Annotated in this window: 24 protein-coding genes, 1 pseudogene and 1 riboswitch; of the genes and pseudogenes, 11 read left to right on the plus strand and 14 right to left on the minus strand. The window is 70.1% G+C overall.

All coding sequences use genetic code 11. The annotated features are described in order from the left end of the window. Together ACIRL2_RS31100 and ACIRL2_RS31105 are read left to right on the plus strand one after the other, a co-directional pair. On the plus strand, positions 1–261 hold a 261-nt coding region (locus ACIRL2_RS31100), incomplete at its 5' end, for an ATP-binding protein (RefSeq protein ID WP_402236449.1). Between the two features lie 66 nt (positions 262–327). Then, positions 328–678 carry a hypothetical protein gene (locus ACIRL2_RS31105; protein ID WP_402236452.1) on the plus strand — a complete coding sequence of 117 codons (351 nt, stop codon included), beginning with the start codon at positions 328–330 and terminating at the stop codon, positions 676–678. A 75-nt stretch (positions 679–753) separates the two neighbouring features. Here the strand turns inward: ACIRL2_RS31105 and ACIRL2_RS31110 are convergent, their stop codons facing one another. The 5 genes from ACIRL2_RS31110 to ACIRL2_RS31130 form a co-directional block, all read right to left on the minus strand. After that, positions 754–1,797, minus strand: coding sequence for an ImmA/IrrE family metallo-endopeptidase (locus ACIRL2_RS31110; RefSeq protein WP_402236454.1), 1,044 nt, complete (start codon positions 1,795–1,797; stop codon positions 754–756). A 177-nt stretch (positions 1,798–1,974) separates the two neighbouring features. Further along, positions 1,975–2,208 carry a hypothetical protein gene (locus ACIRL2_RS31115; protein WP_395873935.1) on the minus strand — a complete coding sequence of 78 codons (234 nt, stop codon included), beginning with the start codon at positions 2,206–2,208 and terminating at the stop codon, positions 1,975–1,977. Next, complete coding sequence (locus tag ACIRL2_RS31120) at positions 2,205–2,534, minus strand: DUF6247 family protein (protein ID WP_402236457.1); 330 nt, start codon at positions 2,532–2,534, stop codon at positions 2,205–2,207. The genes ACIRL2_RS31115 and ACIRL2_RS31120 overlap by 4 nt, the downstream gene beginning before the upstream one ends. Before the next feature lie 166 nt (positions 2,535–2,700). Then, positions 2,701–3,276: an HD family hydrolase gene (locus tag ACIRL2_RS31125; protein ID WP_395873933.1), complete on the minus strand. Its 576-nt coding sequence runs from the start codon at positions 3,274–3,276 to the stop codon at positions 2,701–2,703. A gap of 21 nt (positions 3,277–3,297) precedes the next feature. Then, positions 3,298–4,413, minus strand: coding sequence for a helix-turn-helix domain-containing protein (locus ACIRL2_RS31130; protein WP_402236459.1), 1,116 nt, complete (start codon positions 4,411–4,413; stop codon positions 3,298–3,300). A 495-nt stretch (positions 4,414–4,908) separates the two neighbouring features. On the opposite strand from ACIRL2_RS31130, the gene ACIRL2_RS31135 reads away from it, so the two are divergent. Continuing rightward, entirely contained in the window at positions 4,909–5,316 is a 408-nt protein-coding gene (locus tag ACIRL2_RS31135; RefSeq protein ID WP_402236461.1) for a hypothetical protein, read from the plus strand. Here the strand turns inward: ACIRL2_RS31135 and ACIRL2_RS31140 are convergent. Beyond that, positions 5,301–5,909 (minus strand): GntR family transcriptional regulator, encoded by a 609-nt coding sequence (locus ACIRL2_RS31140; RefSeq protein ID WP_402236463.1) that lies wholly within the window; start codon positions 5,907–5,909, stop codon positions 5,301–5,303. The two genes, ACIRL2_RS31135 and ACIRL2_RS31140, sit on opposite strands and share 16 nt — an antisense overlap. A gap of 8 nt (positions 5,910–5,917) precedes the next feature. Here ACIRL2_RS31140 and ACIRL2_RS31145 point away from each other — a divergent pair. Then, a pseudogene (locus ACIRL2_RS31145) lies at positions 5,918–6,388 on the plus strand (SDR family NAD(P)-dependent oxidoreductase); the annotation flags it as partial. Between the two features lie 140 nt (positions 6,389–6,528). On the opposite strand, the gene ACIRL2_RS31150 reads toward ACIRL2_RS31145, so the two are convergent. Beyond that, on the minus strand, positions 6,529–7,086 hold the full coding sequence (locus ACIRL2_RS31150) for a DUF4291 domain-containing protein (RefSeq protein WP_402236466.1): 558 nt from the start codon (positions 7,084–7,086) through the stop codon (positions 6,529–6,531). 295 nt (positions 7,087–7,381) lie between these two features. Between ACIRL2_RS31150 and ACIRL2_RS31155 the strand changes: the two genes are divergently transcribed. After that, positions 7,382–9,040, plus strand: coding sequence for an FG-GAP repeat domain-containing protein (locus tag ACIRL2_RS31155; protein WP_395873925.1), 1,659 nt, complete (start codon positions 7,382–7,384; stop codon positions 9,038–9,040). A 60-nt stretch (positions 9,041–9,100) separates the two neighbouring features. Here the strand turns inward: ACIRL2_RS31155 and ACIRL2_RS31160 are convergent, their stop codons facing one another. Both ACIRL2_RS31160 and aceE read right to left on the minus strand, forming a co-directional pair. Then, the gene (locus tag ACIRL2_RS31160) at positions 9,101–9,442 is read right to left on the minus strand and encodes a VOC family protein (RefSeq protein WP_395873924.1); all 342 of its coding nucleotides are present in this window, start codon (positions 9,440–9,442) and stop codon (positions 9,101–9,103) included. Positions 9,443–9,609: 167 nt separating this feature from the next. Next, entirely contained in the window at positions 9,610–12,378 is a 2,769-nt protein-coding gene (gene aceE, locus ACIRL2_RS31165) for a pyruvate dehydrogenase (acetyl-transferring), homodimeric type (protein ID WP_402236469.1), read from the minus strand. Between the two features lie 278 nt (positions 12,379–12,656). On the opposite strand from aceE, the gene ACIRL2_RS31170 reads away from it, so the two are divergent. Further along, positions 12,657–13,307: a GntR family transcriptional regulator gene (locus ACIRL2_RS31170; RefSeq protein ID WP_395873922.1), complete on the plus strand. Its 651-nt coding sequence runs from the start codon at positions 12,657–12,659 to the stop codon at positions 13,305–13,307. A gap of 183 nt (positions 13,308–13,490) precedes the next feature. Here the strand turns inward: ACIRL2_RS31170 and ACIRL2_RS31175 are convergent, their stop codons facing one another. Together ACIRL2_RS31175 and ACIRL2_RS31180 are read right to left on the minus strand one after the other, a co-directional pair. Then, a complete protein-coding gene (locus ACIRL2_RS31175; RefSeq protein WP_395873921.1) occupies positions 13,491–13,877 on the minus strand; it encodes a hypothetical protein in 387 nt (128 codons plus the stop codon). Positions 13,878–14,069: 192 nt separating this feature from the next. Beyond that, positions 14,070–14,276: a DUF2191 domain-containing protein gene (locus tag ACIRL2_RS31180; protein ID WP_395873920.1), complete on the minus strand. Its 207-nt coding sequence runs from the start codon at positions 14,274–14,276 to the stop codon at positions 14,070–14,072. Positions 14,277–14,577: 301 nt separating this feature from the next. Here ACIRL2_RS31180 and ACIRL2_RS31185 point away from each other — a divergent pair, with 301 nt between their 5' ends. The 4 genes from ACIRL2_RS31185 to ACIRL2_RS31200 are packed head-to-tail and all read left to right on the plus strand — an operon-like array spanning position 14,578 to position 17,811. Continuing rightward, the gene (locus tag ACIRL2_RS31185; RefSeq protein WP_395873943.1) at positions 14,578–15,330 is read left to right on the plus strand and encodes an amino acid ABC transporter ATP-binding protein; all 753 of its coding nucleotides are present in this window, start codon (positions 14,578–14,580) and stop codon (positions 15,328–15,330) included. Positions 15,331–15,343: 13 nt separating this feature from the next. Further along, on the plus strand, positions 15,344–16,342 hold the full coding sequence (locus ACIRL2_RS31190) for a glutamate ABC transporter substrate-binding protein (RefSeq protein ID WP_395873919.1): 999 nt from the start codon (positions 15,344–15,346) through the stop codon (positions 16,340–16,342). Between the two features lie 18 nt (positions 16,343–16,360). Beyond that, on the plus strand, positions 16,361–17,005 hold the full coding sequence (locus tag ACIRL2_RS31195; RefSeq protein WP_395873918.1) for an amino acid ABC transporter permease: 645 nt from the start codon (positions 16,361–16,363) through the stop codon (positions 17,003–17,005). Continuing rightward, positions 17,002–17,811: an amino acid ABC transporter permease gene (locus ACIRL2_RS31200; protein ID WP_395873917.1), complete on the plus strand. Its 810-nt coding sequence runs from the start codon at positions 17,002–17,004 to the stop codon at positions 17,809–17,811. Before ACIRL2_RS31195 ends, ACIRL2_RS31200 begins: the two co-directional genes overlap by 4 nt. 57 nt (positions 17,812–17,868) lie before the next feature. Here the strand turns inward: ACIRL2_RS31200 and ACIRL2_RS31205 are convergent, their stop codons facing one another. Beyond that, complete coding sequence (locus ACIRL2_RS31205) at positions 17,869–19,065, minus strand: MerR family transcriptional regulator (protein WP_395873916.1); 1,197 nt, start codon at positions 19,063–19,065, stop codon at positions 17,869–17,871. 161 nt (positions 19,066–19,226) lie between these two features. Between ACIRL2_RS31205 and ACIRL2_RS31210 the strand changes: the two genes are divergently transcribed. Then, positions 19,227–19,550, plus strand: coding sequence for a plasmid stabilization protein (locus tag ACIRL2_RS31210; protein WP_395873915.1), 324 nt, complete (start codon positions 19,227–19,229; stop codon positions 19,548–19,550). A gap of 150 nt (positions 19,551–19,700) precedes the next feature. Here the strand turns inward: ACIRL2_RS31210 and ACIRL2_RS31215 are convergent, their stop codons facing one another. Further along, positions 19,701–21,068 carry a purine-cytosine permease family protein gene (locus ACIRL2_RS31215; protein WP_395873914.1) on the minus strand — a complete coding sequence of 456 codons (1,368 nt, stop codon included), beginning with the start codon at positions 21,066–21,068 and terminating at the stop codon, positions 19,701–19,703. Next, positions 21,064–21,204, minus strand: a riboswitch (TPP riboswitch). (Overlaps the previous gene by 5 nt.) Positions 21,205–21,710: 506 nt before the next feature. Next, the gene (locus ACIRL2_RS31220; protein ID WP_402236474.1) at positions 21,711–22,907 is read right to left on the minus strand and encodes a CHAT domain-containing protein; all 1,197 of its coding nucleotides are present in this window, start codon (positions 22,905–22,907) and stop codon (positions 21,711–21,713) included. Between the last annotated feature and the right edge of the window lie 26 nt (positions 22,908–22,933).

A 22,933-nucleotide genomic window follows, 5' to 3' on the forward strand; every position in this document is an offset into this window, starting at 1 on the left:
GAACTCTACGAACCCTTCCGCCGCTTCCGCCCCAACCGCACGGGCTCCGCCAAGGGCTCCGGCCTGGGCCTGTCCATAGTCCAAGCCATAGTCCACGCCCACGCAGCCCGCATAACCACCACCGCCAACCACCACGGCGGCCTCACCATAGCCATAACCCTCCCCCGAACCCCCCACCCCCCAAGACCCACGCCACCAACCCTCTCCCCCCACCCGAGCCCCGAACGAGCACAGACAACCTCAACGACGGCAACTCTTTGAGCCCGGCGAGCAACGCTCCCAACGGGGATACTTGAACGGTTGGCTAGGCTTCAGCCCGGCCGGCGCATGAGGCCACGGGGTCCACTGCTCGGGATTCTCGGCACGGCGGGGATGGTCATCGCGGGGTTGTTCACGGCGAGGGCGACGAAGGCCGCGGCGGCGGAGGCGACTCGTGCCGCGGCTCAGGCCCAGGCGGAGCCCGAGCAGCGGCGCGTGGGTCTGGAGGCGTTCCGGGCGATCCGCGCGGAGCAGGCCATGGAGATAGACGAGATGCGGGCGGAGGCTCGGAGTATGCGGTCGCTACTGCGTGCGCTGGCTCGGGCCTACGAGGGTCTGTATCGGTGGGCGCGTGATCCGGTGGGGCCACCGCCGGAGCCTGAGGACAGGGTCAAGGAGTATCTCCGAACCGGAGTGTGAGTCCGACCTGCGTAAAGAGCCCCCGCTGCTGCCCTTCGTGGGCAGCGGCGGGGGCTTTCGCGCATTTGGTAGGGCTCATCCCCAGTCACTTTTGCGATCTGCTATCTCGATGTCAGGAACCTGTCGACGACGCGAGGCCAGGTTCACGACATCCGCTCGTGGTGCCTGCGCCGTGGCAACCGACGAAGCTGCCCCGACCTCTGGAACGAGGGAACGCAAGAGGACGAGGTTGAGACCCAGTTCTTCTGACGCCTGCCTCGACGACGCCCCGCTCTTGCCAAAGCGCCGGGTCATCATCGTCCGCATCAAAAGTGGTTGCTCCGGATGAACAATTACCGGCTCGTTGAGCCTCCAACCCCTGTTCGCAATCTGCTTGAACAGGCTCTGGGTGCGTTCCTTGTCGATGATTTCGAGGTGGCGCGACCGCATGATGAGGGCTTGCATGGACACTCCCCAACGAGCTTTCAGTTCTCCTAGTTCACGTAGCTGGAAGGGAGCTTCCAACGCCTCGTAGGCACGCTCTCGCGGAACGAGGAGGGCGCCCGCAAATCGGTGGGCCTCTTGCTCTGCGAGCTTGGGAGAGATGTGTCTGCGCGCGGGATGGAGCACCAGATGCCCGAGTTCATGGGCAATGGTGAAGCGCTGCCGGTCGCCACTCGATGCGCTGAAGTAGCTGATCAGCGACGGGTCTTCCGTGCCTCGCCAGCACGAGGCGCCGAAATGTCCGATGACGCGGTCCTCGGCGTTACCTCCGCGATCGAGAAGCATCATGGGCACAACCGGGATACCGGCTCGCTCGCAGGTGCGGGTCAGATGTTGCATGACGGAGTCCCGCGCGATGCCCAGGGCATCTCGTGTTTCCTCCGCAAGGCGTTCGATGTCGTCCCCGTCGAGGTCGCCCTCGGCGCGTGGCAGGACGGCTCGCCGCATGCCGACCTCGGTGAGCAGTCGGGCGGAAACCCCGTATGCCTCGCGGACGGTGGCGCTGACACGCTCGACCTCGGTAACCGACGAACTCGCCGTCTTGCGGAAGGCGAGGGTATCGGCCGGGAGGTCGTCGGGATCCACCTCGAAAAAGGACCGAGGGGTTCCGGTTGCGGCACACACGGCATCGAGCACGAGTGTAGGAGCCGGCAAGCATGTCCTCGGGCGACACCGCATCGTTCCGCCGGCCGAGCTGGGCGCGGGCTTTGACCGCAGCGTCGAGCGTGGTGTCGTGCGAGTCGTGCATCCGTCCGACGCTACCCGCCGGATTCGACACCGGGCTCGTGGGCGCGGCCGGCGTCCGGGTGGCGGCTACCGGACGCCGACGATGGTGACCGTCACGTGCGTATCGGTGATCACGAACGTGGCGATGCCCTCGACGCAGAACGCGTACTCGCGCATGTTCGAGGATCGCGTCGGGTGGCCGACTCGCCACGGGTCGGACGCGAGCTGCCGAACCATGCCGTCGTAGGCGGACAGGACATGGGAGGGCTTGCCCTTCAGCCACTGCTGGGTGCTGTACGAGGCGTCGACGCGGTAGCTCATCCGGGGTCTCCCCACTGGGTGCGGTCGGCGGGCACGGTGTCGACGGGCAGGCCTGCGTTGAGTCGGCGGATGGTCTCTTCCATCTCGGGCCAGTCCGGGGAGCGGCGCCGTGCGAGTTCGCCTTGCCACAGGGGCAGCATGTCGGCGAGCGCCTGGAGGTTGCCGTTGGCGTTGGCCTCGTTGAGGGCGGCCTGGTATTCCTCTTCGAACTCCATGCGCAGGTCGTCGGGGAGTTCGGCGCGTAGCTCTGCGGGGGTGGCGTGTTCGGGGCCGCCGAAGCCGATGGTGTGCTGGGGCCGGCGGGGGTCGGTGGTCTGCTCGTCCATGCGCCCAGCGTGGCATCGCTGCCGCGGTGATCGGTAGCCGGCGCACTCGCGTGGGGTACGCGACCCGGTGTGCGCCCTGCGGCTCCGGGGTCGCCGCCACCGCAGTGGGTGGGGGATCCGGTTGCCCGGTTCCGGCCTGGCCCGGCAGCCGCAGGGGGCTCGAATGCTACGACTCGCCCATGGCCTCGCGGAGCCACGTGAGCGAGCCGGTCTCCAGCAGCTCGGCCGCGATGCGCTTCGCGGACTCGGTCCGAATCCGCTTCTGGGAGTTCACGATCCAGCGGTCGACATTCTTGTGCCCCTGGTCCTGGTACTCGATGGCCTGGACGAGGCATTCGAGCTTGTCGGCGTCGCCCGCGCAGATCGCCTCGGGTGTCTCGCGGGACTCGTACTCGCCGATGATCGACCGCATAAGCGCGCCCAGAGCGGCCGGCATGCCCTGGGACTGGTCGGCGGCGATCTTCTCCGCGTCGCCCTTGCCGACGTACTTCTGGCTGATGTGCGCAAGGTCCCCGGTGCGGGTCTCCCCAGTGTCGTGCCACACGCTCAGCAGCGCCGCCCGCGCCGGGTCGGCGCCCTCGAGTTCGGCGATGATCGACGCCAGGAGGGCGGCACGCCACGAGTGCTCGGCGACGGACTCCGGGTCCTTGACGCCGGCGATCCACCACCCGGTCCGCTTGTGCAACTTCAACGAGCCTGCCTCGAAAAGGAAGTTCGCCACCGCGCGGTCTTCGTCAGCCACCCCATGCCCCTTGCCTGTGGTCTACGTCCTCGACAGGCGGATGGCGTAGCGGACTCCGTCCAGCTCGCGCCGCGCCTGCGCGGACAACGTCCCGCCATCCAACAGGAGATCGACCCGATTCCGCAGGGCGTCCGTGTCGACGCCCGCCGCCTGGAGGAGGTGGGGGCGGACCGCGAGGAGCGACCACAGGGTGTGGACGTACAGCTCGGAGAAGCCGAGCCCGGGCGTGAGGTGGTCGACGAGGTGCGCGAGGAGGCGCTGCCCGCACCAGGCACCGGGGGTGACCGGCGCCGCCATGAACGCGTCATCGCCGTGGAGCCGGGGCAGCTCGCCCACCCAGTAGGCCCAGTAGTTGAGGTTCGCGGTCTCGCCGGGGTCGCTGTCCACGAGGGTGCGCTCGATGAACCGCGTCATCCTCTCGGTGTCGCCCTGGCGCACTGCGACGGACGCCACGGAACGGGCGTCGAGCCCGTCCGCCAGCCAGCCCTGGCTTCGCCGGCCCCGCTGCTGGTGCTGTATCCACGGCGTGGTGTCCGGGGCCGGGTCGTAGCTGACGAGGTAGAGCGCCTGTCGGCGGGTCAGGATGTCGGCCGGTCTCGTCGCAGTCTCGGCTGCGCGGCGGACCGCGGTGAAGAACGCGCGACAGCTGGCGGCGGGGAGTTCCGGACTGGTGGCCACCGGGCCGCGGCGTTTCGGCTTGGGGAGGGCGTCGAGCGTGGCGGGCGCGCGGCCGGTGAGCGGCCAGGTAAGCATCTCGACCACGTTGCGCTGCAGCACGGTGGAGCCGAGGGGGTGATGCGGTCCGGCGGAGCCGCCCTCGAGGACGCCTGCCAGGAGGACGTCCGCTTCCATGGCCCGGTCGAGTGCGGTGAGCAGGTCGGGCGAAGCGCCCGCCTGGAGCAACCGGTTGCGGTAGACGAGCATGTGGCCGACGGGTACGGCGGTGATCGGACGGCGCCCGGTCTCCCATGCGGCGACGGTGTCGACGCTCACGCCGAACTGCTCGGCGAGGCCCTCCTGGGTGAGTCCGGTTTGCTCGCGGATGCACCGCATCACGTACCCGGAGATGACGCCGCCGCGGGTCCGGCCGGCGGAACCCTGCGTGTCGGTCAGGGTTTCGGTGGGGGCGGGGGTCATGGGCCCTCCGGATGGCTCGACAACCCGTACCGGCGGTCACTGCCGCGCCGTTGGGGCTGCTCGTAGCGTTGCGGTATCAGTTCACTTAGCGTAGAGGCGAGCGATCATGATCGTCACCGAACAGCCCGATCGGCCGTGTGTCACTGCGTCGGGTGACCCGCACCGTCCGATCCGAGCCGCGCTCTCGGACGGCAGGGTGATGGACATGACGCACGACGAACTCATCGCGCTCCAGCACGAGATCCGGGCGTACCTGCTCTACCCGGTCCCCGGTCCGCCGGTGCGGCGGATGTCGAACTCGGGCGGCTGAGCCCCGCCCGACGCCGCTCGCGATCGATCCGCGGCGGCACCCCCGGCTGTTCGCCCTTCGCCCGGCGGACGGCCCGGCCCGGCGGTGAGTATGACACCGCCGGGCCCTCGACTCCGGTCCTGCCGCCACCGGCGCGGTAGCGGGACCGGCCCCGTCGCCCGACCGTTCGCGGGCGACTCGGCCCGGTGGCGCTGGTATCGCTGCCGGGCCCCCAACGCCTCGCCCGGCCGGGGAAGATCGCGCCCAGCGCGCCGGCCGGGCGAGGCACCACCACTCACCGCCCGCACCACGGAGACGAGGCCATGCCGCAGCGCGACTGGAAGCTTCGCGAGTACACCTACGACCCCGACCTGCTCACCGCGCACTACGAGTTGCCCGACGGGTCGTACGAGTCCGAGACGCTCGCGATCCCCCCCGGCACGCTCCCGGCGCTCGTCCAGGCGGTCCTGGCGCACGCGGACCAGAACGAGCGCACCCACATCCTGCGCGCGGAGGTCAAGCGGAACGACGAAGCCATGGCCGCCAGATACAGGGCGATGCCCGTGCCGGACTGGCTGCCCGCGGCCTACCGGGAGGGTCACACGCTCCGGTAGGCGGGCCCGAGCCTCACCCGCCACCGGTCCGCCGGCAGCAATAGCTCGTCGACCGCAGCGGGGCAACCGTCCCGCGCGTACCTGACCACCCGCACGACAAGGAGGATCGATCCGATGGCGACGCCGAGCATGCCGGCCTCTCCCGGGGCTGCGGCCCGCGCCGACGTATCGGCGTGCTCGCCACTTCCGGGTGCTGACCGGAGGCGCCGGGTGTACCTGACGAGCAGGTGGCTCGTTCGGCCGTCGGGGTCGATGAGTTCGGTGCGTTCGCGCTGGACCCGGGTGCCGTTGGCGAGCCCGAGCAGGACGGCGACATCGCCTGTTGCGGCGGCTCGGGAGAGCTGCCGCTCCCCTATCTCGTGGGGCCAAGCCGCGGCCGGGTCGGTCAGGACTCCCACTGCTGGAGGATGCGCCACCGCGGGCTGGTGGCGCTGTGTCCCCTCGGCGAGGCCTGCGTCGCGGAGGACTTCGAGCGCGAGCTGCGCGACTCTGAGGCCCACCCGGTATTCGTCGGCGACCTGGCGACGGGAGGGCAGGCGATCGCCGGGCGCGAACTCGCCGGAGCGGATACCTCGGCGGAGCGCTTCGGCCACTCGTTGTGCTGTGGAACAGGATCATCACGGTCAACCTCACCGGCACGTTCCTGGTCACCCGCGAGGCGCTGCCCGCCCTCCTGGCCACCGGCAACGGCGTCGTGGTCAACTTCAGCTCGACCTCGGCAGCCTTCGCCCACCCGTACATGGCGGCCTACGCGGCGAGCAAGGGCGGCATCCAGTCCTTCACCCACGCCTTGGCCCTCGAATACGGCAAGCAGGGTCTGCGCGCCGTCAACGTCGCCCCCGGCAGCATCAAGTCCGGTATCACCGAAGCGACTTCGGGCTACCTCCCGGCGGACACCGACTGGGAGCTGTTCGCCAAGCTCTCGCCCATCCTGGCCACCGACCTCGAATCCGGCGGCGCCGCGATGGCCGGCCCCGACGCCATCGCCGGCGTCATCGCGATGCTCGCCTCCGAAGACGGCGCCTTCATCACCGGCACCGAAATCCGAGTAGACGGCGGCACCCACGCCTGACGGCATCCGGGTACGCACGCGCCTCCCGGCAACCGCGTACCCGGCCTCACGCCCCAGACCACGCAGCCACCGCACCCGCACCCGCACCCGCACCCGCACCCGCACCCGCAGCGAATCCGCACGCCGCTCACACACAAACCTCAGCCGTCCGCCCCGACCCGTCGAGCCGGCGGCCCAGCCAGTGGGTACGGCCTCTCGACCGGCAACAACCGCTGAGCCTGCGCCGCTCGGCCCTCCTTGAGCAGCCCCGCCACCCGCCGCACCACCGGCGTCAGGTCGGCGATTCCGACGATCCACTCGTCGTTGAAGATCCGGATCACATCCCGCCCGATCCCGACCTGAATGCTGTAGTGATTCAACGCCGCGCCACGCAACGACCGTTCCGGATCCCACTGCACATGCACGTCGGCACCGGCCACCGACCCCTCGGTCGACACCGCCCGCCCGAGCGCGTCCTCGAACCCCGCCCGACTGATCCGCACGGCCAACACCCGCTCCTGGCCCGCCTTCCGCGCCCAATCACTGCGGTGCATCAGCCACAGGAACGACGGCTTGACCCACGTCATCCGCCCAAACGAAAACGGCGCCACGAACCGCCCCTCCCGCAAAGCGGGTTCGGCAATAGCCGGCGCGTAGGCCTGATACACCACAATCGACGCGGCATCGAAATCGGCCCGAATCTGACGCAACATCACCATGCCCCGACACGCTTCCGGCCTCCCCCACCCCCGGCCACAGGTTTTCCACCCGCCACCAACCCACCACCACGATGTGCCATCTCTCACTACAACCTGTTGGCCGCGCCAAGTGTCACGCCCACCGCCAAACCGGGCACGGCAGGAAATCCCGGAAGCCAAACATAACTTCACGCCTCCCTCTCGCCACCTTCCGTCACCACGGCAAGTCCGCGGCCCCTCATACCCGTTGCGGGTGTCCCAGTCGCCTGGTTGCCTACCGCAGTCCGGTGATCCCGGCGACACGAGGAGTACACCCATGCCCCGTAGGAAACCCCGCACCAAAGGCCGTCGACTCTCCACACTCATCGGTGGTTTGGCCATCGGCGCCCTAGCCTGTGCCCTGCTCACCGCACCGGCCACCGCCGCCACCGGCCCCACCAACCTCCGAATGAACCCGACCCCGATCAACGGATCGGGAGACAACTGCGGCTACCTCCAAGGAATCGGTAGCTTCAGCACGCTCGACCTGACCGCGACGGTGGGCGAGCCCAACGGGCCGCAGGTAGGCGCCCACTTCGAAGTTCACGAGGTCGGCAACGGCAATCCGACCGCCTGGGACGGCGGTTGGACATCCGAGTTCTCCGGCGCCCACACCGCACTCGCGCAAGTCCCCGGCACCGCGCTCACCGACGGCAAGACCTACGCATGGAGCGTCGAGTCGGGGCACGCGAACCAGCCCGACCCGGTCCGCACCGCAGGCTGCACCTTCACATACGACAACACACGCCCCGGTGCTCCCACCGTCACGAGCCAGGACTTCCCGGTGAACGGCGGCGGCAAATACGCCGGGCAACAAGGCGTCTTCATCCTCGACACCAGCACCGCCGGCCCCGACGTCACAGCGGTCGAATACTCCCTCAACGGGCCGATCCCGGTCGTTGGAGCAGCGCAGGCAATCTACGACGCGCCATCCGGCACATGGCGAACCCCGGCCCTGCCCGTGTCGCAGTGGGGCACCAACAACCTGTTCGCGCAGACCGTCGACCGAGCGGGCAACCGCTCGCAGCAGACGACCTATTCGTTCTACGCACCGAGCAATCCCAATCCGCCCGCGCCCAAGCCCGGTGACGTCACCGGTGACGGCAACGTGGATGTCCTCGTCGTAGACGCCGACGGTGCCCTCAAGGGCTACAACTCGGCGACTCAACCCGGATCCGGCGGCGTACTCGCTTCGGCAACCAGCGAAGGGCCGTTGGCCCGGCCCGACGGCGGACGGACCTGGACCGGTGCGCTCGTCAGCCACCGTGGCGGCGGAGGGCGTGCGGACGACCTCTACGTCTACGACGGCAGGGCCATTTCGCTGTACCGCAACACCTTGGACCCGACCACGAGCTACTTCCGTAAAGACCAGGTCCTGGTCGTCAACCGCGCTCCCCGATGCATCGATCTCAACCGGGCCGATCGCGTCTGCGTCGGCTACCGGCAGAACTGGTCCCAGGTGAAGCAGCTCCTCGCCGTCAACGACGCGCGTTCGGAATTCTTCACCGTCGAAGAGGAAACAACGGGCATGCATCGCCTGTGGTTGCACTCCCGCAACAGCCCCCGAGCCACCGCCCTCGACGGCATCGACCGTCGCAACCAGGAGTTCTCCTCCCCCGGTGACATCAACGGCGACGGCCTCGCCGACCTGTGGGCCCGCGACCGCACCGACGGCAAGGTCTACCAATACACCTCCGCCAAGAACCCGGACGGCACCGCCGACCTCGGCGCCTACAGCCGCACGCCCACCCTGATCGCCACCGGATTCGACACCACCGCCTACCCCCAGGTGTCCTCCGACGGCGACTTCGACGGCGACGGCAAGGCCGACCTCTGGGCCCGCGCCGCCAACGGCAACGTCTACACCTACCCCGGACAAGCCCCCGACACCAACGGCAACGTCTTCGGACCCGCACAACTCATCGCCGGTAGCTGAGTCGAAGGACGGTCGGGGCCGCCGCCGATGGTGGTGGTGGCGGCCCCGATCCGACCAGGGTCAGCGGCTGACGTACTCGAAGACCGCGCCGTCCGGGTGGCGAAGCACCGCGCGGCGGCCATTCGGGGTGGGTGTCGGCTCGGCGATGGGTTCGGCGCCGTGGGTGATCAGGTCGGCGAACGTCGCGTCCAGGTCCTCGACGCCGAGGGTGGCGGCCACGCCGCTGAAGCGGGCCGCCGCCTCGGGCGGGCCGGTGAAGACCAGGAACGGTCCGGTGGCCGCCAACTCCAGTCCGGCGAAGGCGAATCGGGTTGCCGGTTCGCCGGTCAGCCGCTCGTAGAACGTGATCGCCGCGTCCAGGTCAGGTACATGTCGGCGCACAGTCACCGATGTGATCGTCATGGACGCAGTCTCACGCATACGCCCGAGGCACTCGCAAGGTGTCCTGGCTAGGCCCACTCGCGCAACGCACCAATCCGCCGAGCTCCCGCGCCGCACCCACCGCGCCCGCCCTCCGCGCTCCCGACATCCCCGCAACGCGCGCCCCCGCGAGGCGCGCCCGCGACGCGTCACCCCTCCGTGCGCCCGTACCGCTCCATCGCCTCCCTCACCACTCCCGGCTTCACCTTGCCCTGGCGGGCCAGCGCGCTCAGCGTGCGGATCGCGATCGATGGGGCGTCCACCGCGAAGTGGGTGCGGGTGGCGGCTCGGGTGTCGGAGAGGCCGAAGCCGTCCGTGCCGAGTGAGGTCCAGTCCTGCCGGACCCACGGCGCGATCTGGTCGGGCACCGCGCGCATCCAGTCGCTCACCGCCACTACCGGCCCGGATGCCTCCGCCAAAACCCGTGCTATATAGGGAACTTGGCCTTCCCCTGCGGCAAGCGCCTCGCGGCGAAGCTCGGTCCAGGAGGTCACCGACCACACCTGTGCCGACACCCCCCAGTCCTCCGCGAGCAGCCGTTGCGCCTCCAGCGCCCACCGCACCGCCGTTCCACTCGCGAGCAGTTCGGCGTCGGCGCCGACACCGGTGTCCGCGCCGGCACCAACGTCAACGCCCGCGCCCGCAGCCGCGTCGGCACCCGCGCCGGCATGTACTTCGGCAGCCACGTCGAGGACGGGCGCGCAGCGGTGGATGCCCCGCAGGATCCCCTCGGCCGCGTCCGGGCTCGGCATCGCCGGTTGCGGAAGCGGTTCGTTGTATACGGTGAGGTAGTAGAAGACGTCCTCGCCGCTCGGGTGTCCCGGCGTCGCGGTCAGCATCCGGCGCAGGCCGTCCCGCACGATTACCGCGATCTCGTACGCGAAGGCCGGATCGTAGGACATGCACGCCGGATTGGTCGACGCGATCAACTGCGAGTGTCCGTCAGCGTGTTGCAGCCCCTCACCGGTCATCGTGGTGCGGCCGGCGGTGGCTCCGATCAGGAAGCCTCGGCCCATCTGGTCGGCCAGTGCCCACAGTTGGTCGGCGACCCGCTGCCAGCCGAACATCGAGTAGAAGACGTAGAACGGGATCATCGGCCGCCCGTGCGTGGCGTACGCGGTGGCCGCCGCCGTGAACGAGGCGACCGCGCCGGCTTCGGTGATGCCCTCGTTGAGGATCTGTCCGTCCACCGCCTCCCGGTAGGACAGCAGCAGTTCGCGGTCCACCGCATCGTAGGTCTGCCCGTGCGGCGAGTAGATCCCGGCGGTCGGGAACATCGACTCCATCCCGAACGTGCGCGCCTCGTCCGGCACGATCGGCACCCAGCTCCGACCCACGACCGGATCGCGCATCAGCTCCTTGGCCAGTCGCACGAATGCCATCGTGGTGGCGATCTCCTGCTTGCCGGACCCCTCGAGCAGCGCGGCGAACGGCGCCTCGGTCAACGCCGGCGGCTCCGGAAGCGGGGTGAACACGACGCGACGCGCGGGTACCGGGCCGCCCAGCGCGCGTCGGCGATCGGCCAGGTAGCGGGCCTCGCGCGAGTCCGGGCCCGGGTGCAGGTACGGCGGCAACTCGCCGTCGAGGTCGGCGTCCGCCACGGGCAGGTCGAGCCGGTCGCGCATCACCCGGAACTCGTCCTGGCGCAGCTTCTTCATCTGGTGGTTGGCGTTGCGCGCCTCGAAGCCCGGCCCGAGCGTCCAACCCTTGACCGTCTGCGCCAACACCACACTGGGCCCGCCCCGGTGCTCGATCGCCGCGCGGTAGGCCGCGTACACCTTGCGCGGTTCGTGGCCCGCGCGGGAGAACCCGATCAGTTCCGCGAGCCGCGCGTCGTCCAGGTGCGCCGCCACGCCGCGCAGATCGGGATCGCCGCCGAGCAGGTTGTCCCGAATGTACCCGCCGTCGGCGGCCGAGTAGGTCTGGAACTGGCCGTCGGGCGTGTGCTCCAACCGGCGGATCAGCTCGCCGTCGTGGTCGCGCGCGAACAGATCGTCCCAGTCCCTGCCCCACAGCGCCTTGACCACATGCCATCCGGCGCCCGCGAACACGCTCTCCAACTCCTGGACCACGCGCCCGTTTCCGCGCACCGGGCCGTCCAGTCGCTGAAGGTTGCAGTTGATCACGAAGACCAGGTTGTCCAGCCCCTCGCGCGCGGCGAGGGTGAGCGCAGCGGTGGCCTCGGGTTCGTCCATCTCGCCGTCACCGAGGAAGGCCCACACCCGGCTGCCCGAGGTGTCCTCCAGGCCCCGGTTGTGCAGGTAGCGGTTGAACCGCGCCTGGTACACCGCGGCCAGCGGTCCCAATCCCATCGACACCGTCGGGAACTCCCAGAAGCCGCCCAGGGATCGCGGATGCGGATAGGACGGCAGCCCACCGCCGCCCACCTCGCGCCGGAACCGGTCGAGCTGATCGACCGTCAGGCGCCCTTCCAGGAAGGCCCGGGCGTACACGCCGGGCGACGCGTGCCCCTGGAAGTAGATCTGATCACCGGACCCGCCGTCGGCCCGCCCCCGGAAGAAATGTTGGAAGCCGACCTCGTACAGCCAGGCCGCCGACGCGTACGTGGCCATGTGCCCGCCCAGCCCGTACCGGCTCGCCCGGGTCACCATCGCCGCCGCGTTCCACCGGTTGTACGCGGTGATCCGCTCCTCCATGTCCGGGTCGCCGGGATAGCTCGGCTCGGCAGCGGTGGGCACGGTGTTGACGTACGGCGTGCGCGTTACGGGCGGCAGGTCCAGGCCGCGGTGTTCGCCGTGTTCGAGCAGGCGGGCCAGCAGCAGGCGGGCGCGGCCGGGGCCGGCGGCGCGTACGACGGCGTCGAGCGACTCGATCCATTCCGCGGTTTCCTCGGGGTCCCGGTCGGGGAGCTGGTCGAGCTGCCCGCTCGGGGTACGGCTCGACGTGTGGTGTGACATCCGGGCCGCCCTCCTTCGTGTCGGTGAGGCTGCCGGGTGCGGACTCCCCGGGTGGAACTTCCGGGTCCGGACTTCCCGGTGGGGAGGTCCGGTGCGGACTTCCCGAGTCGGGACGTCCGGTGCGGACTCCCAAGGTGGGAACTTCCGAGACGGACATCCGGGTGAAGCCCCGCGGCGAAGCCTCTTCATCGCGTCCTCATTGCGTCTTCGTTGCACCTCCATTCTGCGCAATGATCGATCATTGCGCAAAGACGCCTGCTGCGCCCTAGACTGACCCGATGACCGAGCCGCCTCGCCCGACCCTGGAACGCCGCCCGCTCCGCGAGCAGATCCGCCAGTACGTCACCGAGGCCGTGGTCGCCGGCCGCTGGGCGCCCGGCGAGCGCATCGTCGAGCGTCGTGTGGCGGTGGAACTGGGCGTCAGCCAGGCACCCGTACGCGAGGCGCTGCGCGAGCTTGAACAACTGGGCCTGGTCGAGTCGGAGCCCAATAAGGGAGTACGCGTGCGCTCGTTCAGCGAGAGCGACCTACGCGAGATCTATCCGGTACGGGCCGGCCTGGAGGAGACCGCGGCGCGGCTCGCGCTGCCCCGGATCGACGACGAGCGGCTCGACGCGCTCGATCGGCACGTCGCCGCGCTGCACGCGGCCTCGGCGGCGGGCGACGCGAGCGCGCAGATCCGGCACGGAGTGGCCTTCCATCGCGAGATCGTCGCCGCGTCCGGCAACGCGCTCCTGCGCTCGGTCTGGGAGGCGCTGGGCATCGAGGTCTGGACGACGCTGTCGATCCGGGTCTACCGGATGGACCTGCACGAGAACGCCGCCGACCACGAGCCGATCGTCGCCGCCTTCCGCCGCCGCGACCCGGCCACGAGCGACCTGCTGCGCGAACACGTACTCGGCTACGGCGGCTGTGCGCTGCTGCCGTAGGCCGCCCGATCGCACCCCGCACCCCGTACCCACCCGCACGCCGGCCCGGACCACCCACCGGTTCGGCCGTCGCGCGGGCCCGACCCGCGAGACCGCCCGCCCGGCCGCTCGCCCCGACGCTCGCGGAACCGCCCGCCGGACGCTCGGCGCAAACCGCCCCGCCCCGCCCGCCCCGCCGCACCCTCAGCGCAGCAACCCGCGCTCCGCCCGCATATGCGGCGCGACCACATTGCGCGGCCGATTGAACAGGATCACCGTCGCCTCGACCACCGCGACGGCCAGCAGCACCAGGATCGCGACCATCGACAGATAACCCCAGAACGCGGCCGGGCTCTCCCCCTCCGCCGCGAACCACGGCGACACCGCGATCACGACGGACACGCACCACATCTGGATCGCCACCAGCGCCATCGCGCGAACGAGCCCACGCCGGGCCGGGTCACCGAGCGGCAACAACCGAAACGCGAGCACGATGTCGTCGGCCACCCGCGCGCTGCGCCAGATGTCGGTGGTGCGATTGGTCAGGCCTATCGAGGACATGAACGCGAAATAACTCAGCCACAACCGCATGCGTAAGCACCTCGTCCCCCGCCGACCCGGACCACGACCCCGACCTGCGGCTCAGCGCCACACGGGGTCGGGATCATTCTCGCGCAGAACCTTCCGGACGCGCGCAGCGGCTCGACACAAGCGGACCGGCCGGGCGGCACAACTCGGCGCATACCGGACCGACCCATTCGCGCACCGACCGAGCCGAATCGCCTAGTCGGTGACCGGGTTGCGCCGCTCGCGCTCCTCGACCGTGCGCCGGTGCTCCTCGACGTTGCCGGTCAGCGCCTCGGTACGGTGCCCGCGCGCGATGTAGTCGAGCACGATCGCCTCGATCGCGTCCTGCGCGTTGCGCACGCCGGACAGGACCATGACCTCGATCACGACGTTCGCGTCCAGGCTGATGTTGACCTTCGCCATCGACGGCTCCCTCGACTCGACCCGCTCCACCCGAACCCGACGCCCGCCGGCGCGACCCCACGACCACACGACCGCGCAATGGCACATTCACAGTCCACACGTCCGCGCGACCGGTCCCGCTCGGGCACCGGCCTGGCCGCCGACCACGCACGTGTCACCCGTGCGTCACCCACGCGAGGGGACTCTATCGGCCGTTAGAGGGGTTGGCGGTGGCGATGCGACTGAACCCACCCGCCGAGGTGGATGCATCGGGCACGTGCGCTCTCGCGCGGCCCCCGCCCCCGTGTCGAAGGCGAGTCGGATACCTGTGACCTCGGAAGACCCGCTCGTCGTCCTCTCCGGTGTGAACAAGCACTTCGGGTCGCTGCACGTCCTGCGTGACATCGACCTGACCGTGGCGCGCAACGAGGTGGTCGTCCTGATCGGCCCCTCCGGTTCCGGCAAGTCGACGCTGTGCCGCACGATCAATCGGTTGGAGACGATCGACTCCGGCAGCATCACCATCGACGGCCGGCCCCTGCCCGCCGAGGGTCGCGGACTGGCCCGGCTGCGCTCCGATGTCGGCATGGTGTTCCAGTCGTTCAACCTCTTCGCCCACAAGTCGGTATTGGAAAACCTGACCCTCGCGCAGATCAAGGTGCGCAAGCGCAGCAAGGCCGAGGCGGAGAAGAAGGCGCGCGAACTCCTGGACCGGGTCGGCCTCTCCGACCAGGCGCCCAAGTATCCGGCGCAACTCTCCGGCGGACAGCAGCAGCGGGTCGCCATCGCCCGATCACTGGCGATGGATCCCAAGGTGATGTTGTTCGACGAACCGACGTCCGCACTCGACCCGGAGATGATCAACGAGGTCCTGGAGGTCATGCGGACGCTCGCGGTCGAGGGCATGACGATGGTCGTGGTCACCCACGAGATGGGCTTCGCCCGCTCGGCGGCCAATCGTGTGGTGTTCATGGCGGACGGTCGGATCATGGAGTCGCGCAGGCCCGAGGACTTCTTCGACCACCCGGAGACCGACCGGGCCAAGGACTTCCTGTCCAAGATCCTCAAGCACTGACGGGGGATCGCACATGCGCACCCACGCCTGCACCCGCACCCGCACACACGCCGGCCCCGGCCCCCACGCCTGCGTCTACGCCGGCACCCGCGCCCGCACCCGCGCCACCCTCCGAAACACCCCCCGAGCAGCCACCCTGCTCGCCCTCCTCCTCGCCGCACTCCTCCTCGCCGCCTGCGGCAGGTCCGGTACACCCCCGCCCAAGGGCCCCAAGCCCAAGGATCTGCCCTCGTACCAGGTCGCCACCGACGTCGACATCGACTCGCCCACCTTCCGCTCGGCCAAGGCGCGCGGCCGGTTGATCGTCGGCACCAAGGCCGATCAGCCCTACGTCGCCGCGCAGGACCCGGCGAGCGGCTACTACTCGGGCTTCGACGTCGAAATCGCCAAGATGGTGGCCGCGTCACTGGGCTTCCCGGCGGACCGGGTCGAGTTCAAGACGATCACCTCCGCCAACCGCGAGACGTCCTTGCAGAACGGCGAAGTCGACTACTACGTCGGGACGTACACGATCAACGACAACCGCAAGAAGTTGGTCGGCTTCGCCGGGCCGTACTACATGGCCGGCCAGGCGCTCCTGGTCCGCAAGAACGACAAGGACATCAACGGCCCGCAGGACCTGGCCGGCAAGAAGGTCTGTTCGGTCTCCGGCTCCACGCCGTACCAGCGGCTGGTGGCCAACTATCCCAAGGCCACCGCCGTCGCCTATGACAGCTATTCGGTGTGCGTGGACAACCTGATCAGCCTTCAGGTCGACGCGGTCACCACCGACGACACCATCCTCAAGGGCTACGCCGCGAAGGTGCCCGACCAACTCCGGCTCGCCGGCGAGCCGTTCTCCCAGGAGCCGTACGGAATCGGTGTTCCGCGCGGGGACCGGAACTTCCGCCTCGCGATCGACGACGCGATCGTCGCACACGAGGCGAACGGCGACTGGAAGCGCGCCTACGACTCGACCCTCGGCCTCTCCGGCGTACCGGCTCCCCCGCCGCCGCCGGTGGACCGGTACTAGCGGAGGGCGTCGACGACGATGAATGTGCTGCTCGACAACTTCACCCTGTTCCGCAAGGGCTTCGTGGGTACGGTCGAACTGACCCTGGCCGCCTCGGCGATCGCCCTCGTGGTCGGCGTGCTGATGGCCGCCTGCCGGGTCTCCCCGGTCCGTCCGCTGCGGATCATCGGCGGGGCGTGGGTGACCGTGCTCCGCAACACCCCGCTCACCCTGCTGTTCTTCGCGGTCGTGCTGGGCCTGCCGCGATTCGGCGTGGTGCTCCCCTTCTTCACCCTCGCGGTGCTCGCCCTGGGCTGCTACACCTCGGCGTTCATCTGCGAGGCGGTCCGCGCCGGCATCAACACCGTGCCGGTCGGCCAGGGCGAGGCGGCCCGAAGTCTGGGCATGAACTTCGGCCAGACGCTCCAACTGATCGTGCTGCCACAGGCGGTGCGCGCGGTGATCCCACCGGTGGGCAGCACGCTGATCGCGCTCGCCAAGAACACCGCGATCGCCGGTTCGTTCAGCGTCACCGAACTGCTCGGCACGTACCGCACCCTCAACGAACTCGGCTACGACATCGTCGTCACGTTCCTGTGGATCGCCGTGGGCTACCTGATCATCACGCTGTCCATCAGCGCCCTGTTCCGCTTCCTGGAGAAGCGCCTGGAGGTGGCCCGATGAGCACCGAGACCTCGGCGCTGTACGACGTCCCCGGCCCGAAGGCCCTGGCCCGGCACCGCACTTACGGCTGGATCGTCACCGCGCTGTTGATCTGTGTGCTGGCATGGGTGATCTACAAGCTGATCGACACCGGACAGTTCGCCCATGACAAGTGGGCACCCTTCGAATACGTGGGCGTACAGAAGCTGTTGCTGCGCGGCCTGAGGAACACGCTCGAGGTCTTCGCGTGGGCCGCGGTGCTCTCGCTGGCCTTCGGCGCCTTCTTCGCGGCCGGTCGGCTCTCCGAACACCGGGTGATCCGCTGGGGCGCGGGCCTGGTGGTGGAGTTCTTCCGGGCCATGCCCGTGCTGGTGATGATCTTCTTCATCTTCATCGCGATGAAGGTCGAACCCCGCCTGGCCCTGATCGCCGGCCTTACCTTGTACAACGGTTCGGTCCTGGCCGAGGTCTTCCGCGGCGGCGTCAACGCGGTCCCCAAGGGCCAGAGCGAGGCGGCCTACGCACTGGGCATGCGCAAGACCTCGGTGATGGTGCACATCCTGATCCCCCAGGCGGTCCGCACCATGTTGCCCACGATCATCAGCCAGTTGGTGGTCACGCTCAAGGACACCTCGCTGGGCTACCTGATCTCGTACGAGGAATTCCTCTACGCCGGCAAGCAGATCGCCACCAACCTCGACTACAGCCTCCCCTTCATCCCGGTCGTCATCGTGATCGCCCCGATCTACATCGGCATGTGCATGCTTCTCTCCGGCCTTGCCCGCTACTTGGAAAGCAGCGGACGCCGCCGCCACAAGGGCGCCTGACGCCACGTCGGCGGATCGATGCTTCGGCCCGCCCGCGGCCTCCGGACGAGATCGGCCCTATTTCGGGTTCCCGGCTTTCGGGAGGGCCACCGGCATCACCAATGTGGTGAAGCTGCCCTGATCGGCGGAGCGGACCAGGACCGGTAGATCGGGGGCGGCGATGTCGAGGAGGACGTCCGGGCCGACGCCGGCGTCCAGGGCGGGTACGAGTGTGCCCGGGTCGAAGGCGAGTCGGGTCGCGGGGCCGGCGCAGATCGCCGGCAGGGCGCCGGCGTCGACTCGGATCCCGTCGAGGGTCGTGGTCAACACTCGGACCCGGCTCGGGCTGGGGCTGGGGCTGGGGTCTCGGCCTTGGTCCTCTTTCCGGCCTTGGTCCCGGTCCTCGCCATGGTCGTGGTCCTCGCCCGGGTCGTGGTTCTCGTCTTCGTCCCGCCCTCGGCCCAGGCCCCGGCCCTCGCCGAGCAGCGCTTCGCGTAGGGCCGCGCGGTCCACCACGACGCGGGTCTGCGGCGTGGCCAACGCGGCGAGCATGTCGCGGTAGGCCGGGTAGGTGTCGGCGGACGTCGCCGGCTCGTGGACCTCGTCGCCGGCGCGCAGGCGGAAGCCGTCGGCGTCGAGTTCGAGGTCGATCTCGCGGTGTCGGGTCGCCCAGGGGCCGAGTGCGATCAGGTCACCCACCCGGACCAGCGCCTGTCCCGGGCCGCCCTCGATCCGACCCGGGCGCAGTGTACGAACGGACAGCCGGTAGCGATCCGTCGCCACCAGGCGTACCTCCCCGTCGGCCACCTCGACCAGCACACACCCGAGCACCGCCGGCTCCCCCGCACCCGCCGCCGGCGCCACCTGCCGCACCGCGCTCGCCCATTCGGCCCCGCCGATGCTCGCCCGCGTACCGGTCGTGGTCAGCGAGCGCAGCACGCCCTCGACCACGACCCGCGCGGTGTCGGCGCGCTCGCGCATGCGGTCCAGGTGGGTGCGCAGCAGCGCCTCGGCGTGCTCCGGTGGACCGTCCAGTACGGCGACCGCCTCCGGCAGCGGCACCTCCGCCTCGCGCAACGCCCGCAGCCGCAGCGCCCGCGCCTCCTGCTCCGGCGCGTAGGAGCGGTAGCCCGTACCCGGGTCCACCGACGCGGGCCGCATCACACCGCAGTCGTCGTAGTAGCGCAACGCGCTCGGGCTCAGCCCGACCCGCCGCGCGAACGCGCCGATGCCCACCAGTGCGTCCCGTACCTCGTTGTTCGTGTCGTCGTCCATGGCGGCGAGTCTGCGGCTTCGACCTGCTCGAAGGTCAACTGCGGTCGGTCGGCACGGGTGATCGACGCCAGTGCGGGTAGCCGAAACAGGCCGATGAAGGAGGCCGCGAAAAAGGCCGACATGGCATCGAGTGGCGAGTAATACGAGTGAGGTGGACGACCATGCCACGCGGATCCAGCCCCAAGCGCGAACGTCAGTACGAGCACATCAAGGAGAGCGCCAAACAGCGCGGCACCGGCGAGAAGCGGGCCGAGGAGATCGCCGCCCGCACGGTCAACAAGGAGCGCGCCCGCTCCGGCGAGGCCAAGACCGCGAGCCGCTCGTCGCTGCACGACATGTCCTCGGCGAAGCGGGGCGGCAAGAACTCGCACAAGGGTTCGCAGGCACCCACGTACGACCAGCTCTACGCGGATGCCAAGCGCCGCAACATCAAGGGCCGCTCGTCGATGAACAAGGCGCAATTGGCCAAGGCCCTGGGCAGCTAGACGAGGCCGGTCGGGGCGGGTCGGCTCGGGGCGGCGTGGGTCGGGGCGGGTCGGGGCGTCTGCGTTCCGGTCCGGGACACCGGGGTCCGCCCGGGCGGTGGATCACGGCCGCGTCGGGAGGAGGCACCCGACCGACGCGGCCGGCCCACCTCAACGCGCCGCGACCGCCCGCCGCCGGTCCCACGCGACCGCGAGGTACGCGGTCACGCCCGCGAGCGCGAACGAGAACAGTGAGGCCGAGGTCCACGTCTGCGCGTGGATGTGCAGCGCGTCCTGGAGCCGGCCCCAGAACTTCGCCCACCACTCGACCGAACCCGGGTTGATCAGCTGATACATGCAGAATCCCAGCACCCACGGCACGACCATCACCCAGCGGGCCGGCGCGCGGTCGCCCAGGTCCCAGCCGGCTCGGCCGCGTCCGGCGAACAGGTCCACCGCGAGCACGCCGAGCAGCGGGATGAAGATCGAGCCGATCAGCGACAGGAAGCTCGCGTAGGTGTCGAAGTCGTTCACCATCAGCGCGAACGCGGTGACCAGCGCGCCCACGCCCAGGCACAACACCCGGCGGTCCACGCGCGGCGCCAGGTTCTGGATCGACATCGCGGTGCTGTAGACGTTGGCGAAGCTCTGGTCCACCTCGCGCACGACCAGCACGGCGAAGAACACCCATCCGGCGGTGACGCCCAGGAACGAGTCGAAGATCTTGTCCGCGTCGCCGCCGACCTGGGCCAGCGCGACCAGGCCGAGCAGGTAGCACCAGATGCTGGTGATCGAGAATCCGCTGAACGCCGCCCAGAACGCGGGCTTGGTGCCGCGCGAGTGGCGGGTGTAGTCGGACGCGAGCGGAACCCAGGAGACCGCGACCGCGAGCGCCGCGTCCATCGCCGGGAAGAACCCGGACCACGACCCCTCGGTCATCGGCGGCAGGCCCTCGCGCCACAACTGGATGGAGAAGTAGAGCATCGCGATGCCCACCGCGATCGTCACGTAGCGGCGCAGGATCCGCAGCATGCCCAGCGGACGCAGCGTCATCGCCGTGGTGACCGCGCCGGCGGCGACGATGTAAAGCCAATGCGGGCCGTCACCGTCGGTCATCGCCTCGATGCCGATCGAGATCACCAACAGCTCGAAGGTGCCCCAGCCGATGCACTGGACGATGTTGAACACCGTCGGCACGTAGGAGATTTTCGTGCCGAACAGGCCACGCAGCACGGTCATCGCGGGCGCGCCGCTGCGGGCACCGGGGATGCCGGCGACGGCGACCATGAGTGTGCCGATCAGCGTGCCGCCGACGGCCGCGACGATCGCGGCCACCATCGACAGTTGCGGATAGCCGGCCGGGGCGAGCACGAACAGGGCGCCGGAGAAGCCGAGCAGGCTCACTCCGAGGTTGGCCCAGAACGCCGCCTGGTCACGGAACCCGAGGGTACGTGGCGGCGCGGTGTCCAGGACCAGAGGCGCCTCGACGCCGCCGTGCGGTGTCTCGGGGCGCGCGTCGTCGATGACCGGAGCCGACATGGCTCTACCTGCTCTCCCTACGCCGGCATTACCCGGACAGGTTCAAGCGGTCGGTGGCCCCGGATGCGCCGGCGCTACGCCGACACCCCATGCCGCCCTCTCAGCCCGGTTGGTCCGAGCTCCCGCGATGGCGTGGCGAACAGTACGCGCCTCGCGGGTCGCTTGGGAAGGCGGGGTGACCCAACACACGCTCGCGCCCGCCGCCTCGCGCCGGCGAACACACGCACACGCCGGCCGCCTCGCATGGGTGAACACATGCTCGCGCGGGCCATGCCGAGTGGGTGAGCACCATGCCCGCGTCAGCCTTCCCGAGGGGGTGAACCCCGGCTCGCGTCGGCCTTCCCGAGGGGTGCACCCTGGCCCGCGACCGCCGTCCGGAGTGGTTGCACGCAGCCCTCACGCCCGCCATCCCAAGTGGGTGAGCACAGGCTCGCGCCCAGCCATCCCGAGTGGGTGTACACCAAGGCGCCCACCGTCCCGAGTGGGTGAACACACCCTCGCGCCCACCTCCCCTGGTGGGTGAACGCTGTTGCCCATCGAGCCGGCCACCCCGGGCGGGTGAACGGACTTCGCGGCTCACCACCCCGAGTGGTGAACACACGCCCGCCGCCACCCGGAGTGGGTGACAGCACGCCCACGCGCTCACCATCCCGAGTGGGTGAAGCCCGCCCAGGCGGTCAGCGCGTCCGGGGCGATCGCGCGGGCCCTGGCGGCGAGTTCGGGCGGCATCGCGGCCGGGATGCCGCGTTTGGGGTCGCGCAGCCACAACTGGGCTGTGCGTACGGCCTGAGCCGGCGGCAGGTCGCGGCGGTCGAGGTAGTGGCGGGCCATGTACAGCACCAGCGCCGTGATCGTCTCGTCCACCGGCCACAGCGTGGACACCACGGTGTGGCTGCCGGCCGTCAGGTACTCGGCGGCCCGTCGCCAGTTCTCGTCGTGACCACCCGCCGGCACAAAGGCGATCGGATCGCCGGCGGCGCGGCCGACCTCGACCCGGTACCGCCTGTCGAGGTCGCCCACCGACCGCGCGGCGACGTCGCACAACAACCGCGGCGCGCCGATGTACGAGATGCGCGTGCTCTGCAGCGCGTGCCGGCGGCGGCCGTCGACGACCGTCCAAGCCGCGTGCCAGGGCACCATGCCGAACGGTCCGGCGGGCAGCAGCACCAGGGACGGCGTGTGGCCGAACGCGTCGGGCAGCGCGGTCAGTACCGGTGCCATCACCGCTGCCCAGGCCCATTCGCACAGCGCGTCGAGCAGGTCGGCCCAGTTCTCCCGATCGCCCCTGCCCAGGTCCAGGCCGTATTCGAGTTCGGGCAGGTCGAGCACCCGCGTCGCGCCGTCGGTGCCGGTGATCACCGCGGCTCCGGGAACGAGTTGCACCAGCACGTCGTGACCGAGCCGAACCAGCGCGGCGGCGATCTCGGCGGCCGACGGCGGGTCGAGGAGCGTACGCCACGGGGTGCCGCGCGGGTCGAGCCCGATCCGGGCCGAGGCCACCTGCGCGGCGGCCCGGAGCAGGTGGGCATCCGCCGGCGCGGCCCGATCCGCGCGCCGGAAGCAGAGCCGCGCCTGGTCCCAGGCCCGACGGTCGCCGACGGGTGCCGCGCTCGCGGCGTACGCGACGCCCGCCACGTAGGCGAATTCCGGCCACCGGGCGTCGGCGCCGTCGAGCGTGCCGAGTGCCTCGGTCAGCAACTCGATCGCCTCGGCGAACAACTCCCGCACGGCGTCCGGGCCGCCCTCGCCCGACTCGGCCGCCAACGCCTCGGCGCACCGCGCCCGACCGCGTTCACCCCGCTCCCGAGCCCGCCGCGTCTCCGCGTCGACATCCTCCACGCCCACCCCCCGCTAGCCCCCGCACG

Source organism: Embleya sp. NPDC127516, assembly GCF_044765325.1.
Taxonomy (GTDB): domain Bacteria; phylum Actinomycetota; class Actinomycetes; order Streptomycetales; family Streptomycetaceae; genus Embleya.